Below are 14654 nucleotides of genomic sequence, written 5' to 3'. Positions count from 1 at the left end.
GCAAGCCCGAACCACGCCTGTGAAGTGCCGTGCGTATAGGACGGGTGCGCGAAACACGCAAGCCCCCTGCCGACAACATCGCGTTGTCCCAAGAAAACAGGTGTTTATGCCCCAAAAGGGTCCGGTTTGAGCCGACAGAAAGGCTTGCGCAACGCCCGCCCCTCGCCCATTACCGTCGCATGACTCAGCCTCTCCTCTGCATCGGCTCTGTCCTGTGGGACATTATTGGCCGCACCTACGAAGATCTCGGCAAAGGCGCGGACGTCCCGGGGCGGATCGTCCGGGATCCCGGCGGTGTGGCCCTGAACATCGCCATGGGCGTGTCGCGCTATCACTCGGAGATCGAGCTTCTGACCGCCGTTGGAAAGGATCCCGAAGGGGATGAGCTGATCAACATCATACGGCAACGTGGCATCGGCACGCGCCATATTTACCGGCCCGACGATCTGCGCACAGACTGCTACATGGCTATCGAAGGGCACGGGCAGCTCGTTGCCGCCATTGCCGACGCGCATTCACTGGAGAGCGTGGGAGACAAAATTCTCACTCCACTGCTCGATGGACGTCTTGGCAGCGTGTTGCGCCCGTTTGACGGGGTCGCGGCGCTTGACGGCAATCTCACCGAGCAGCTCCTGAACAATATCGCCGACGGGCCGTGGCTCTCCGCCGCTGATCTACGGGTGGTGCCCGCATCGCCGGGCAAGGTTCAGCGGCTGCGTCCGTTGCTGACGAGTCCCCGCGCAACAATCTACCTCAATTGTATCGAGGCGGGTCTGCTGCTCGGCCAGCCGACCGAGGACGCCGCCAAGGCCGCCACGGCACTGACGGATCAGGGCGTGCGCCGGGTGGTGGTGACCAACGGCCCCCGTGAGGCCGCCATGGCCGCCGATGGCAAAATCCACACCGCCCTGCCCCCCGAGGTCACCGTGCGCCGTGTCACGGGCGCTGGCGACAGCTTCATGGCGGCCCATATGCACGCGGAAATGACCGGCGAAGGACCAGAAGCCGCATTGGTGGCCGGACTGACCGCCGCGTCGAAATTCATCTCTGCCGAGGCGATCTGATGACCCTGCCCCTGACATATGCCCCTGAGGCTGCCCGCGCGCTGGAGGCCGGTGAGCCGGTCGTGGCGCTGGAGAGCACGATTATCACCCATGGGATGCCATGGCCGCAGAATCTGGAGATGGCGCAAACGGTCGAGGCCGAGATCCGCGCCGCCGGTGCCATCCCGGCCACGATCGCCGTGCTGAACGGGACGCTCCATATCGGACTGACAGAGGCGGAACTGACCCATCTGGCGCACGCTCAGGACGTGGCAAAGCTGAGCCGTGCCGATCTCCCGGTTTGCATCGCACAGGGGAGCACGGGCGCGACCACCGTGGCGGCCACGATGATCGGCGCCCATCTCGCCGGGATCGACGTCTTTGCCACGGGCGGCATCGGCGGCGTCCATCGGGGGGCGGAGCACAGCTTTGACGTCTCCGCCGACCTGCGCGAACTGGCCGAGACAACGGTGACCGTGGTGGCCGCCGGGGCCAAGGCAATCCTCGACCTGCCGAAGACCTGGGAAATGCTTGAAACGCTCGGCGTGCCGGTCATTGCCGTGGGTCAGGACGTGCTTCCGGCCTTCTGGTCACGGCGCTCCGAACACCCTGCCCCGCTGCGCCTCGACAGCGCCGCCGAGATCGCTTCGGCCCACCTCATGCGCCGCGCGATGGGCCTGCCCGGTGGCCAGCTCGTCGCCAACCCGATCCCAGAGACTGATGAAATCCCCGCCGAGGACCTCGCCCCCGTGATCGAACAGGCGCTGTCGGAGGCCGAGGCGCAGGGCATCGCCGCCAAGGCCGTGACGCCATTTCTTCTCGGCAAGATCTTCGAGCTGACCGAAGGCCGGTCTCTCACTGCCAATATTGCGCTGGTGCTGAACAATGCCCGCCTCGCCGCCGCGATCGCGATTGAGATGGCAAAACAGCGTTAAGCCCAGATTTCTCAGCAGGTGACCTGTTGTCGCAAGGTCAAGGGGTGGCTATCTATCGCCCAGACAGGAAAGCGGCCCCCATGAAACTCGATCCGAATCTCGACATTGCGCCTCCGATCAAGAAACCGGGGCTGTTTGCGCGCATCCGGTCGAATTTTCTGACCGGCCTTGTGGTCATCATCCCAATTGGCGTCACGATCTGGATCGTCTGGACCGTCATCGGCTGGGTGGACAGTGTGGTTTTGCCGCTGGTGCCCAACCGGTTTCAGCCGGATCAGTATTTTGGCGTCAATCTTCGCGGCATCGGGGTGCTGTTTTTCCTCGTCTTCACCTTCCTTATCGGCTGGGTGGCCAAGGGGTATTTCGGGCGCCTTTTCCTGCGCTCCGCAGAACATCTCGTCAGTCGGACACCCATCGTACGGACGGTCTATTCGGGCGTGAAACAGATCGCCGAGACAATCTTTGCCCAGTCGGAAACCAGCTTCGACAAAGCGGTGCTGGTGGAGTATCCGCGCCGGGGCATCTGGGCGATTGGCTTTATCTCCACCGAGACCAAGGGCGAAGTGGCGGACCTCATCCCTTCGGCTGACCGCAAACTCGCGGTGTTCGTCCCCACGACGCCCAACCCGACCAGCGGTTTTCTCCTGTTCATCCCGGCCACCGAGGTGCTGAATCTGGAGATGAGCGTGGAAGAGGCCGCAAAGCTGGTGATTTCCGCAGGGCTGGTTTACCCGAATCCCAAGGATCCGACCAAGCCCGCCAATGATGACCAGCCCGCAATTGCCGCGCAATAGACGTCAATCATACATGGCTTTGAGGTCCAGTGAGGACCGTTTACCAATGTCGCCAAGATGGCTGTCGAGAAACCGTTGCCCCGCGTGACGCCCTGCCTCGAACAGTCGGTCCACGACGATAGCCGTGGGGGTCAGCTTCGTCGCGACGGAGAGATCACCCATCAGATCGTCATCGGCGATCATGTGCACCAGCACGTAGGACATGGCTTCGGGCTGGACCTTGTTTTCCTCGATCAGACGCTGGACAAAACGGATCGCCCGAAGCTCACGTAACAGAGAAGAATTGAAGCTTATCTCATTGATTCGGTTTTGAATCTCCTGAGGCGTGATTGGCAGATCTGCCCTGTAGAGTGGGTTGATATTCACGATCACAATATCCGCAGGGAGATGCGGCTCGAACAGTGGGAACAGCGCCGGATTGCCCGTATAGCCGCCGTCCCAATAGGCTTCCCCGTCGATCTCCACCGCCTTGAACAGCGACGGCAAACAGGCCGAGGCCATGAGCGCGTCGGGCGTGATTTCCGCACCGGTGAAGATCCGGATCTTGCCGGAACGAACATTGGTCGCGCCTACGTAGAACTCCGGCCCCTCCGCCCCGCAGACCTCGTCGTAATGAAACTTTTCCACCAGCCGTTCCAATGGGTTGCGATAAAATGGACCAAAGGAATAGGGCGAGGTCACACGGCTGACATAGTCAGAAAACGCGTAAGCCGGAGAATACTGGATCGCGCGGGAAATTACCTCAGTCTCGGGCGCAAAAGGCGAAATCCAGCGCGCGATTTTCAGATCCCGCAGACCGACCACCTCGGACCAGAGCCAGCGCAGGTTGTCCCGTGCGGCCTCTCGCCCACCGGCCACCAGCCCGGCCTTCAGCGCCGCCCCGTTTAGTGCACCGGCAGAGGTACCCGAAATTCCCGCGATCTCGATTTCGTCGCAATCGAGCAGCCGGTCCAGAACGCCCCAGGTAAAGGCCCCATGGGCGCCGCCCCCCTGCAAGGCGATGTTAATTCGCTTTGGCTTTGCCATCGGTAGCCCCTTTCTCGTCTTGCGTCGGTCTTTCAATCACCTGACCTGCATCTGGCGTCTAGTCTGAACGAAGTTTCCGGATAAAGTGTTGAGACAGAGGAACAGGAGGAGCCCATGACCGATCAGGATGTCCCGCAGCGGACCGCCCTGCGCCCGTCTTTTCGAAAGATCGAGATCAGCGACCTCAAAGCCGCGCTCGCCGATGGCTGGCAGGATTTCCGCTCGGCGCCATTCTATGGTCTGGTCTTTGGCGGGCTGACGGTTCTCGGCGGCTGGCTCCTCCTGGCTGTCGGGGCGGGGCTGTTCATCTGGACCCTCACCATGGTGCTCGGCTTTCCGCTGGTCGCCCCCTTCATCGCGCTGGGCTGTTACGAGGTCAGCAGGCGGCTCGATGATGGCCTGCCGCTCGACCGCAAGGAAATCTTCGGCGTGATCTGGTCAGAACGCCGGGGACAATTGCCCTGGGCGGCGTTGGTGATCGGGATGTTCTTCCTGTTCTGGTCGTTCCTCGCCCATATGATCTTTGCGCTGGTGTTGGGACCTTCGGTGCTGATGGGGTCGGCGGAGAACCTCGCCACTTACACGACCGGTGTGGGCCTTCGCCTGCTGATCGTCGAGATGATCCTCGGGGCGATTCTGGCCTTTGTCCTGTTCACCCTTATGGTGATTACCTTGCCCCTGCTGGTGGATCGCGACGTGGATGTGGTGACCGCCATGATCGCCAGCGTGTCCTTCGTCAAAGACAATTTCGTCGTGATGATGATCTGGGCGCTCACCATCTCGGTGATCAACCTGCTGGCAAGCCTGCCTCTGCTCCTTGGGCTGGTGGTGGCGCTGCCGGTACTGGGCCATGCCAGTTGGCACCTCTACCGGCGCGCCATCCTCTGACTCCGCCTCAGCGCGCGGTCCAGCCTCCGTCCACGCTGATCGTGGTGCCGGTGATCTGGGCCGCCGCATCCGAGCACAGGAACGTCGCCACCCCGCCCAGCTGTTCCACAGTGGCAAAATCCTTAGAAGGCTGCCGTTCGAGAATCACCTGCTTGATCGCCGTCTCCCGGTCCATGCCGTATTTCTCCATAGTGTCCGGGATCTGGTTCTCGACAAGCGGCGTCATCACGTAGCCGGGGCAGATGGCATTGGCGGTAATCGGATCCTCGGCGGTCTCCAGCGCGATGACTTTGGTCAGGCCCACCACCCCGTGCTTGGCGGCCACGTAAGCAGATTTGTAGGGTGAGGCACGCAGACCATGGGCCGAGGCAAGATTGATGATCCGGCCCCAGCCATTTTCACGCATCATCGGCACCGCAACCGCGGCGGTATGAAAGGCAGAGGTCAGCATGATCGCCAGAATCGCGTCCCATTTCTCGGTCGGAAAATCCTCGATCGCCGAGACGTGCTGGATGCCCGCATTGTTCATCAGAATGTCGCAGCGCCCCGCCTTCTCGATCAGCGCGCGGGCTTCGTCGCCCTTGGACAGGTCGGCTTTGATATATCGCGCGGTCACACCGAACTCGGATGCGATCCCGTCGGCCAGCTGGTGATCTTCGTCCCGGTCGGTAAAGGAATTGAGAACCACATTGGCCCCTGCCTTCGCCAGTTCCCGCACAACTCCCAAACCGATTCCCGAATTCGAGCCGGTCACGACAGCGGTTTTGCCCTTCAGATCCATGGCACATCTCCTTCGTTACGCCTTGCTGCACCATGGCGTGAGGTTTCTGCACATGCAAAGAGAACCGTATCTGGGCGGGTGCAGGCCCTCGAAAAGAAGGCCACACGTCAGCCAAAGCTCTGATGCGCCATAAAAAAACGCCCGCGCAAGGCGGGCGTTAAGTCATTGAGGCAGGTTTCATACAGGCAAGAAACCTATCGAGCAGTGCTTCATATATAGACTCGATACGCGAAGAAGCAAACGTAAAAGTTTGAAATCACGCAAAACCCCTCCTAGGCTGGGGCAAACAAAAACGGCAGGAGCAGTGCAATATGACCTTTTCTCGCAGACGCTTTCGTGGGGCAGCGTTAGCCATTCTGGCGACCAGCGTCACGGCGTTGACCGCCATGGCAGAACCGCAACACGGGATCGCCATGTTCGGCGAGCCCGCACTGCCTGCCGATTTCACCCATGTTCCCTACGCCAACCCGGATGCGCCCAAGGGAGGGCGAATCGTTCAGGGCGAGGTCGGAAGCTTCGATTCGCTGAACCCGCATATCCTGAAAGGCAACGCGCCGTGGATGCTGCGATTCGTGGCCTACGAATCGCTCATGGGGCGGTCATTGGACGAGCCTTTCACGCTCTATGGCCGGCTGGCCGAAAGCGTGGAAACCGCCGAGGACCGGTCCTGGGTTGAATACACGCTCCATCCCGCAGCGAAGTTCTCGGACGGCACGCCCGTCACCGTCGAGGATGTCATCTGGTCTTATGAGACCCTCGGCACCGTCGGCCACCCGCGCTATCGCGGCAGCTGGTCAAAGGTCGAAAAGATCGAAGCCGTGGGCGAGCGCACCGTACGGATCACGTTCAACACCGATGACCGCGAGATGGCGCTGATCATGGGGATGCGGCCGATTCTGAAAAAAGCCCAGTGGGAAGGCAAGGATTTCGCCGACAGTTCGTTGGAGGAACTCCCGATTTCCAGCGCCCCATACGTGGTCGCGGATTACCAGCCAGGCCGCTACGTCTCGCTGAAGCGCAATCCGGATTACTGGGGCTACGACGTCGTTCCTTTCATGAAGGGACAGGCCAATCTCGACGAGATCCGCATGGAGTTCTACGGCGACTCGAACGTGATGTTCGAAGCCTTCAAGGCCGGAGAGCTGACCACCGCGCGCGAGTTTAATGCCGAGAAGTGGCAGTCCCAGTACGATTTCCCGGCGGTTCAGTCCGGCGATGTGGTCAAGGCGGAAATCCCCCATGAGCGGCCCTCCGGGATTCAGGGCTTTGTCATGAACACCCGCAGAGAGCCGTTCGACGACTGGCGCGTACGCGAGGCGATGATCCAGGCGTTCAATTTCGAATTCATCAACCAGCTCCTGAACGCCAGTGGCCAGCCACGGATCACCTCCTATTTCTCAAATTCTGTGCTCGGAATGGAGCACGGCCCCGCTGAGGGTCGCGTGGCCGAACTGCTGGAGCCCTATCGCGACTCGCTCCTGCCCGGCACCATTGAGGGCTATTCCCTGCCCGTCAGCGACGGCTCGGAGCGCAACCGCAAAGGCACCGCTGCCGCGCTGGACCTTTTGGAACAGGCCGGCTGGACGGTTGCCGATGACGGCAAGCTGAAGAACGAGGCGGGCGAACCGTTTGTGTTCGAGATCCTCCTCAGCAACAGCGCCCCGGGGGCTGCTGAGACCCAGCAGGTCACGGATCTCTATGTGGCTGCGCTGGAGCGTCTGGGAGTCGAGGCGAGGGTCACTCAGATCGATTCGGCTCAGTTCACCGAGCGGACCAATGTGTTCGACTTCGACGTGACGTGGTACTGGCGCACGGTGTCACTGTCTCCGGGCAATGAGCAAAAGCTCTACTGGGGATCACTGGCCGCTGATCAGGAAGGCTCGCGCAACTGGATGGGCGTGAAATCCGAAGCCATCGATGCGCTGACGACCGCCTTGGTCGACTCCACAAGCAGCGAAGATTTCGTCTCGACCGTGAAGGCGCTGGACCGTGTCCTGACCGCCGGGCGCTATGTGGTGCCGATCTGGTACAACCCGGTCTCCTACCTCGCCTACAGCAAAAACCTCCATTATCCGGAGACCCTGCCCGCGTATGGCGACTGGAATGGCTTCCAGCCTGACGTTTGGTGGTACGAAGAATAAACTTATCCAAAATGGTGCGCAAAGCTTCTGGCAATTGCGCGCCAATCCTCTACGGTGAAAAGAAAAAACCGGAGGTATCGATGAAGTGGAACGACGTGAGCTCCAGCTGGCCGACATTATCGGCGTCTCTCCTGAGAGCGTTCCCACATGCAGAAAAGAGCCGCATGATCGCTACAGGTGGTGATCGCGGTCAAGTGGCCTCCTATCTCGCCGAGAGCCATCATTTGTCCCAATGCGAGGCCGAAGAGGCGCTCGACGACTGGCTGATCGGTCTCAACCGCCCCGGGAGGAGTTCGACAGCACCATGACGGATCCGGCGCCTGCGCTTTGGCCCGATGCTCCTTCCCCGTTCAACATGGCCCGCCACGTTCTGGCGCCGGACGGCGCTGACAGCGGCGCTGTTGCGCTGGTGTCCGGCGGGGAAGTCTGGCGCCGTCACGACCTGACCCGAGCGGCATTGGGGGTTGCGCGCGGCTTTCTGAACGCAGGCGCAGTTCCGGGAGACCGGGTGCTTCTGCGGCTTGGCAATTCGGTGGACTTTCCGCTGGCCTTTCTGGGGGCGCAGGCCGCCGGTCTCGTGCCAGTCGCCACCTCGGCCGCCCTCACGAGATCTGAGATCACGCCCATGGCCGGGCTGGTCACGCCACGCTTTGTGGTACAGGACCCGGAGATCGCCGCTCCGGATCTGACTGAACTGCCGGTCATTCCGGTCGAGACCCTCAGGGAATGGCGCGACCTGCCGACTGCGGGCTGGCACATGGGAGACCCAAACCGTCCGGGCTATGTGGTGTTCACCTCCGGCAGCGAAGCCCTGCCGCGCGCCGTCCTTCACGCCCACCGCGCCGTCTGGGCGCGGGGGATGGGGATCCGCGACTGGATCGGGCTCACACCTGCCGATCGGGTGCTGCACGCGGGTGCGATGAACTGGACCTATACCTTCGGCGTCGGCCTCTGCGATCCTTGGAGTCTCGGCGCCACCGCCATCGTCCCGCCCCCCGGCACCAGCCCCGACGCCCTGCCAGACCTGCTGGCTCACCACGAGGTGACCATCTTCGCGGCCGTTCCCGGCGTGTTCCGACGGATGTTGAAGGGCGACCTTCCGCCGCTGCCGCATCTGCGGCACGCGCTCTCCGCCGGGGAAAAGCTACCCGAGGCGATCCGGGAGGAGTGGCGCGCACGAACAGGGACGGAGATCTTCGAGGCCTATGGGCAGAGTGAATGTTCCACGTTTCTGTCGTCAGGGCCCGGACATTCCGCTCCAGAGGGGTGTCTCGGGCGCCCGCAGACCGGGCGGCGTGTGGCGATACTTGGACCGGACGGGGCTCCCGTGCCGCCCGGCACCCATGGGGCTATCGCCGTGCACCGTAATGATCCGGGGCTGATGTTGCGCTATCTCTGCCGGGAGGACGACATGATCCGCGGAAATTGGCGGCTGACCGGAGATACGGGCGCCATGGATGACGACGGCTGGGTCACCTATCACGGGCGCAGCGACGACGTGATCACCGCCGGAGGCTACCGCTTGTCACCGCTGGAGATCGAAGCTGTGGCACTCGGCATTGAGGGTGTCGAAGCCGCCGCCGCCTATGGCCGCGAGGTGCGGCCCGGCGTGACCGTGGTGGCGCTGGCCTATGCGGGTCAGCCGGGGCTGGAAGCCGCTATCGGGGATCTGTGCCAGCTGCGCCTGGCGGGGTATAAGTGCCCCCGGCAGATCGACTGGCACGCTGACTTGCCTGTCAATGCCAATGGAAAGATCCGCCGTGCTGCCCTGCGTAAGGAGATGTGATGAAGCTCGATATCCTGTCCGACCCGATCTGCCCTTGGTGCTATATCGGCAAGACCCATCTCGACCGGGCGCTGGCAGAGCGGGACGGTAATCCCTTCGACATCGAATGGCACCCGTTTCAGCTGAATTACGACATGCCGCGTGAGGGGATCGACCGGCAGCAATATCTCGAAGCGAAATTTGGCGGGCGCGATGGCGTGGTGAAGGCCTACACGCCGGTCTTCGAGGCCGCAGAGGCCGCAGGACTGGAGATCGCCTGGGACAAGATCACCCGCACGCCGAACACGCTTGATGCTCACCGGATGATCCACTGGGCCGGGCTCGAAGGCGTGCAGGACGCGGCTGTTGTGGCGATGTTCGACGCGTATTTCCATCGCGGCGAGGATATCGGCCGGGCGGACGTTCTGGCGGAGGTCGCAAACAGGGCGGGGATGGATCAGGAGGTCGTCGCGCGCTTGCTGGCCGGGGATCAGGATCTGGAGTTGATCACAGAACGCGACGCCCATGCGCGGCAGCGGGGCGTAACAGGCGTGCCAACCTTTATTGTCGGAAACCATCATGCAGTGGTCGGCGCGCAGCCGGTGGAGTTGTGGCGGCGGGTGCTGGACGATCTGGAGGCGCAGGCGCGCGAGGGCTGAGGGGGCGCCGCCCCCACCGCGCTGACGCGCGGCTCCCCCGGGGTATTTTCAGACACAAAGAGGACGGAGTGGGAGTGCGATGATCTGGATCGCTTTGTCAGTAGGGGCGTCGGCGGTCTGGGGCATCGTGCTTTCGGTCTCGGATCGCGGGGGCTGGCAGGTCTGGCCACCGGAGCGGGGCAACTGGCTGACGGCGATCTGGGCGTGGGCATTAACGACGGCAATCTATGTGGGACTGATCAACGGTGCGGGCGAGAGCTGGAACAGCCTCGACTGGCCCGGCTGGCTGCGCTGGGGGGTCGGGGGCGCAGCGCTGACGCTGGCCTCGCTCTGGGTGCAGGGGCGCGGCATCACCGATTTGGGACTGAAGGGCACCAGCGGCTGGGATGTGGGGCTGGTGACCAAAGGCGCCTACGCAAGGCGACGGCATCCCCAATATGCGGGGCAGATTCTGTCGCTGGTAGGACTCGGGATCCTGTTTGGGACCCCGCCAGGACTGGTCGCGGCCTTATGCGGCGCGGCGGCGCTGGTCTATGCGAGCGTGGTCGAGGACCGGGCGCTGGCGCGGCGGTTCGGCGACCGCCACGCCGATTATCGGGCCGCGATGCCTTTCTTCTGAGCCTGCGCCTCCCGGGCGAAGCGGGCCAGATCCTGGGCGATGGCAAAGCTGCCCTTGATCTTATCGCTGTCTTTTTTCCAGTCGCGGCGGATGACGATCTTGTTGTCCCGCACTTTGGCAAGGCCGTTCTGCGCCTCGATGAACTGGACCAGCCCCGCGGGTGACGCGAATTTGTCGTTGTGGAACTGGATCGTCACGCCTTTGGGGCCCGCGTCGAGCCTGGCGATACCTGCCTTTTTGCATTCGGCCTTGATTCGAACGACGAGCAGCAGCGTGTTCACCTCGCGGGGCAGCTTGCCGAACCGGTCGATGAGCTCGGCGGCGAAGCCCTCCAGCTCGACCTTTGTCGAAAGGTTCGACAGCCGGCGGTAGAGGCCGAGCCGCACATCGAGATCGGGCACGTAATCCTCGGGGATCAGCACCGGCACGCCCAGATTGATCTGCGGCGACCATTCGCCATCATCCATAAGGCCGTCGATGCCTTCAAGCTCGCCCGCCTTGAGCTTGGCGATCGTCTCTTCGAGCATCGACTGGTAGAGTTCGTAGCCCACCTCTTTGATCTGCCCCGATTGCTCCTCGCCCACGAGGTTGCCCGCGCCCCGGATATCGAGGTCCTGAGACGCGAGGTTAAAGCCCGCGCCGAGGCTGTCGAGCGAGCCCAGTACACGCAGCCGTTTCTCGGCGGTGGGCGTGAGGGGGGTGCGGGGTTTGGTGGTCAGGTAAGCATAGGCGCGGGTTTTCGCGCGGCCCACCCGCCCCCGGATCTGGTAGAGCTGTGCGAGACCGAACATGTCCGCGCGCCAGACAACCATCGTGTTGGCGGTAGGGATATCGAGGCCGGATTCGACGATGGTTGTGGCCAGCAGCACGTCATACTTGCCATCGTAGAAAGCATTCATCCGGTCATCGAGCTCACCCGCGGCCATCTGCCCAGTCGCGGTGATGTAGGTCACTTCGGGGACCTCGTCGCGCAGGAACTCTTCAAGCTGCGGCAGGTCGGAGATGCGCGGCACGACGATAAAGCTCTGCCCGCCCCGGTAATGCTCGCGCAGGAGCGCTTCGCGGATTGTGACCGTGTCGAATTCTGAGACGTAAGTGCGGATCGCCAGACGGTCGACCGGGGGCGTGCCGATGATCGACAGATCCCGCACGCCGGTGAGCGACAATTGCAAGGTGCGTGGGATCGGGGTGGCGGTCAGGGTGAGGACGTGGACATCGGTGCGGAGCTGCTTCAGCCGTTCCTTATGGTTCACGCCGAAATGCTGTTCTTCGTCGATGACGAGGAGGCCCAGCTGCTTGAACTTGATGGACTTTGCCAGCACCGCATGGGTGCCGATGACGATGTCGCAGGTGCCGTCGGCGATCTTCTGGCGGGTGATCTTTGCCTCTTTGTCGGAGACAAATCGCGACAGGGGCCGCACCTCGATGGGAAAGCCCCGGAAGCGTTCGGCAAAGGAATTGTAATGCTGCCGCGCGAGCAGCGTGGTGGGGGCGATGACGGCGACCTGAACGCCGCACATCGCCGCGACGAAAGCCGCACGCATTGCGACCTCGGTCTTGCCGAAGCCCACATCGCCGACGACGAGCCGGTCCATGGGCGTGCCGGATTCGAGGTCGGCCAGCACCTCCTCGATGGCGCGAAGCTGGTCCTCGGTTTCTTCATAGGGAAAGCGGGCGGAGAACTCCTCCCACGCGTGATCGGGCGGGATCAGCACCGGACCTTTGCGCAGCAGACGTTCGGCAGCGATGCGGATCAGGCGGTCTGCGATCTCGCGGATGCGTTGCTTCAGGCGGGCCTTCTTGGCCTGCCACGCGCCCCCGCCGAGCTTGTCGAGGAGACCCTCTTCATGGCCGTAGCGGGACAGCAGTTCGATATTCTCAACCGGCAGGTAGAGCCGGTCGCCGCCCGCATATTCCAGGAGCACGCATTCATGGGCCGCACCCAGCGCCTGCACGACCTCAAGCCCCTGAAACCGGCCGATCCCGTGATCCACATGGACCACCAGATCGCCGGGTGACAGGGATTGGGTCTCGGTCAGGAAGTTCTCGGCGCGGCGCTTTTTCGGCCCCTTGCGTACCAACCGGTCGCCGAGGACGTCCTGTTCGGAAATCACCGTCAGCCCCGGCGCCTCGAACCCCTGATCGAGGGACCAGACGGTCAGGAAAAGGCCGCCCTGCCCCTCCGGGACGTCGCGCCAAGTATTGATCTCGGTGGCGCCGACGATCTCCTCGTCCTCCAGCAGACCGCCAAGCCGTTCGCGGGCGCCGTCGGAATAAGAGGCGATGATCGCCTGACCGCTGCAACGTTTGCCGGTGATGTGCTCCGCCAACGCGCCAAACAGGGATGCGCTCTCGGACTGGCGCTCCGGCGCGAAATTGCGGCCGATCCGGGCACCCGCATCGGCGACGCCGGGACCCGTGGCTTGGGGCAGCGGGTGGAACTGCACGAGGCGGTGCGCGGAGACGGCCTGCGCCCAGGCGGCATCATCAAGATAGAGCGTCTCGGGCGGGGCGGGTTTGTAGACCGAATCGACGCGGCCCTTCTTCAGCATGGCCTCGCGGCGGTTGTCATACTGATCCGCGATGGTCTCCCAGCGCGAGAGGCGCGCGGCATCCACCTGGTCGTCGAGCGTTACCGTGGCGCCGCGCAGGTAATCGAAAAGCGTTTCCAGCTGGTCGTGGAAAAAGCCCAGCCAATGCTCCGCCCCGGCGTGCTTTTTGCCTGCGCTGACGGCCTCATAGAGGGGATCATCGCTGCCGGCCGCACCGAACTCGATGCGGTAGTTCTGGCGGAACCGGGTGATGGCGGCCTCGTCGAGGATGACTTCGGAGACCGGGGCAAGCTCGATCTCGGTCAGTTTCTCCACCGTGCGCTGGGAGACCGGATCAAACCGCCGCGCGCCGTCCAGCACGTCACCAAAGAGATCGAGCCGGACGGGGCCCTCGTGCCCCGGGGGCCAGACGTCGATGATGCCACCGCGCACCGCGTAATCGCCGGGCTCCATCACCGTGGGGGTCTGGACAAAGCCCATGCGGACGAGGAAGCGGCGCAGGCCCTCCTCGTCAATGCGATCACCCACCCGTGCGGTAAAGGCCGCCTCGCGTAGGACCTCGCGGGGCGGGATCTTTTGCGTGGCACCGGTCATGGTGGTCAGCAGGACAAAACGGCTGGGCATCGCATGGGTCAGCGCGGCCAGCGTCGCCATGCGCCGGGCGGAAATCTCGGCGTTGGGGCTGACCCGGTCATAGGGCAGGCAATCCCAGGCCGGGAAGGTAAAAACCGGCAGCCCCGGATCGAAGAACGCCAGTGCCGCCTGCATGGCCGCGAGACGTTTGTCATCACGGGCCACGTGGAGGACGCGACCGGATTTCTCCGCCTCGCGGATCACCAATGTGGCGTCAAACCCTTCTGGCGCACCGCCATAGGTCATACGTCCGGACTGTGTTTTTGAGGCTGTGGTCATGGAGGCGTGAGGTAACGGTCCCGGGGAGCTTGTCAACCGCGACAGGCAGTGCATCTGTCTTGAATTGCAACGTCTGGGATGACGCTATGAGCCTGACCGGACCGGAGACCTCCGGAAATCGGAGGTCTCCGGTCCGGTGGTATTGGCAAATTTCTCTAACGGCGGTGCCCGACGTCAATCCCACTTGCCGTCTGTTGAGCAGCGCAGCACTCTCTGTGCTTCGAAAATCGGCTGAGCGGGACGAGGACGAAACCGCTCGCGCGGTATGGGCGCTTGTGGCGGGTGTTGTGCGCTGATGTGAGCAACGTAGATTTTGCGAACTGACGCACCTGTCTGACGATTGGGACCTTCTCAATCTGACGACAGGAGGTTTCGATGTCAGATCATTATGTTCCCAAACTACGCCAGCGCTTTCTCGAAGACATGCAGATCAAAGGGCTGCAACCGAAGACGCAGACGATGTATCTGCGAGCGATGCGGGAGTTCACGCGGTATCTGGGCCATTCACCGGATAGCGCGACACCGGAGGAGCTTCGGGC

At 62.9% G+C, this 14654-nt stretch carries 13 protein-coding genes; 10 read left to right on the top strand and 3 right to left on the bottom strand.

The genetic code is table 11. The features are described 5' to 3' along the window. The first annotated feature begins 179 nt into the window (after nucleotides 1–179). The 3 genes from FEV53_RS07035 to FEV53_RS07025 all read left to right on the top strand — a co-directional run bounded on the left by FEV53_RS07035 (nucleotide 180) and on the right by FEV53_RS07025 (nucleotide 2772). Nucleotides 180–1064, top strand: coding sequence for a PfkB family carbohydrate kinase (locus FEV53_RS07035; protein WP_142834105.1), 885 nt, complete (start codon nucleotides 180–182; stop codon nucleotides 1062–1064). Continuing rightward, nucleotides 1064–1978: a pseudouridine-5'-phosphate glycosidase gene (locus FEV53_RS07030; RefSeq protein WP_142834104.1), complete on the top strand. Its 915-nt coding sequence runs from the start codon at nucleotides 1064–1066 to the stop codon at nucleotides 1976–1978. Before FEV53_RS07035 ends, FEV53_RS07030 begins: the two co-directional genes overlap by 1 nt. A gap of 80 nt (nucleotides 1979–2058) precedes the next feature. After that, nucleotides 2059–2772 carry a DUF502 domain-containing protein gene (locus tag FEV53_RS07025; RefSeq protein ID WP_142834103.1) on the top strand — a complete coding sequence of 238 codons (714 nt, stop codon included), beginning with the start codon at nucleotides 2059–2061 and terminating at the stop codon, nucleotides 2770–2772. A gap of 3 nt (nucleotides 2773–2775) precedes the next feature. Here FEV53_RS07025 and FEV53_RS07020 read toward each other — a convergent pair whose 3' ends face one another. Further along, a complete protein-coding gene (locus FEV53_RS07020; RefSeq protein WP_142834102.1) occupies nucleotides 2776–3798 on the bottom strand; it encodes a patatin-like phospholipase family protein in 1023 nt (340 codons plus the stop codon). 114 nt (nucleotides 3799–3912) lie between these two features. Here FEV53_RS07020 and FEV53_RS07015 point away from each other — a divergent pair, with 114 nt between their 5' ends. Next, nucleotides 3913–4686 (top strand): DUF2189 domain-containing protein, encoded by a 774-nt coding sequence (locus FEV53_RS07015; RefSeq protein WP_142834101.1) that lies wholly within the window; start codon nucleotides 3913–3915, stop codon nucleotides 4684–4686. A gap of 7 nt (nucleotides 4687–4693) precedes the next feature. Here FEV53_RS07015 and FEV53_RS07010 read toward each other — a convergent pair whose 3' ends face one another. Further along, entirely contained in the window at nucleotides 4694–5467 is a 774-nt protein-coding gene (locus tag FEV53_RS07010) for a 3-hydroxybutyrate dehydrogenase (RefSeq protein ID WP_142834100.1), read from the bottom strand. A 311-nt stretch (nucleotides 5468–5778) separates the two neighbouring features. Between FEV53_RS07010 and FEV53_RS07005 the strand changes: the two genes are divergently transcribed. From FEV53_RS07005 to FEV53_RS06990, 5 genes are all read left to right on the top strand, one after another. Then, a complete protein-coding gene (locus tag FEV53_RS07005; protein ID WP_142834099.1) occupies nucleotides 5779–7608 on the top strand; it encodes an extracellular solute-binding protein in 1830 nt (609 codons plus the stop codon). Between the two features lie 164 nt (nucleotides 7609–7772). Then, the gene (locus tag FEV53_RS20825) at nucleotides 7773–7916 is read left to right on the top strand and encodes a hypothetical protein (protein WP_185962136.1); all 144 of its coding nucleotides are present in this window, start codon (nucleotides 7773–7775) and stop codon (nucleotides 7914–7916) included. After that, nucleotides 7913–9394, top strand: a complete 1482-nt coding sequence (locus FEV53_RS07000; RefSeq protein ID WP_142834098.1) for a class I adenylate-forming enzyme family protein — start codon at nucleotides 7913–7915, stop codon at nucleotides 9392–9394. The genes FEV53_RS20825 and FEV53_RS07000 overlap by 4 nt, the downstream gene beginning before the upstream one ends. Further along, the gene (locus FEV53_RS06995; RefSeq protein ID WP_142834097.1) at nucleotides 9394–10032 is read left to right on the top strand and encodes a DsbA family oxidoreductase; all 639 of its coding nucleotides are present in this window, start codon (nucleotides 9394–9396) and stop codon (nucleotides 10030–10032) included. The genes FEV53_RS07000 and FEV53_RS06995 overlap by 1 nt, the downstream gene beginning before the upstream one ends. Nucleotides 10033–10111: 79 nt before the next feature. Continuing rightward, a complete protein-coding gene (locus FEV53_RS06990) occupies nucleotides 10112–10651 on the top strand; it encodes a methyltransferase family protein (RefSeq protein ID WP_142834096.1) in 540 nt (179 codons plus the stop codon). Here the strand turns inward: FEV53_RS06990 and mfd are convergent. Next, complete coding sequence (mfd, locus tag FEV53_RS06985) at nucleotides 10624–14115, bottom strand: transcription-repair coupling factor (protein ID WP_142834095.1); 3492 nt, start codon at nucleotides 14113–14115, stop codon at nucleotides 10624–10626. The two genes, FEV53_RS06990 and mfd, sit on opposite strands and share 28 nt — an antisense overlap. A gap of 375 nt (nucleotides 14116–14490) precedes the next feature. Here mfd and FEV53_RS21860 point away from each other — a divergent pair. After that, a partial coding sequence (locus tag FEV53_RS21860) for a phage integrase N-terminal SAM-like domain-containing protein (RefSeq protein ID WP_185962135.1) occupies nucleotides 14491–14654 on the top strand: 164 nt, incomplete at its 3' end.

Origin of the sequence: Palleronia caenipelagi, assembly GCF_007004065.1 — a bacterium.
GTDB lineage: Bacteria > Pseudomonadota > Alphaproteobacteria > Rhodobacterales > Rhodobacteraceae > Palleronia > Palleronia caenipelagi.
Note: the sequence above shows the minus strand (reverse complement) of the source record. Positions and strands in the feature narration are given on the sequence as shown.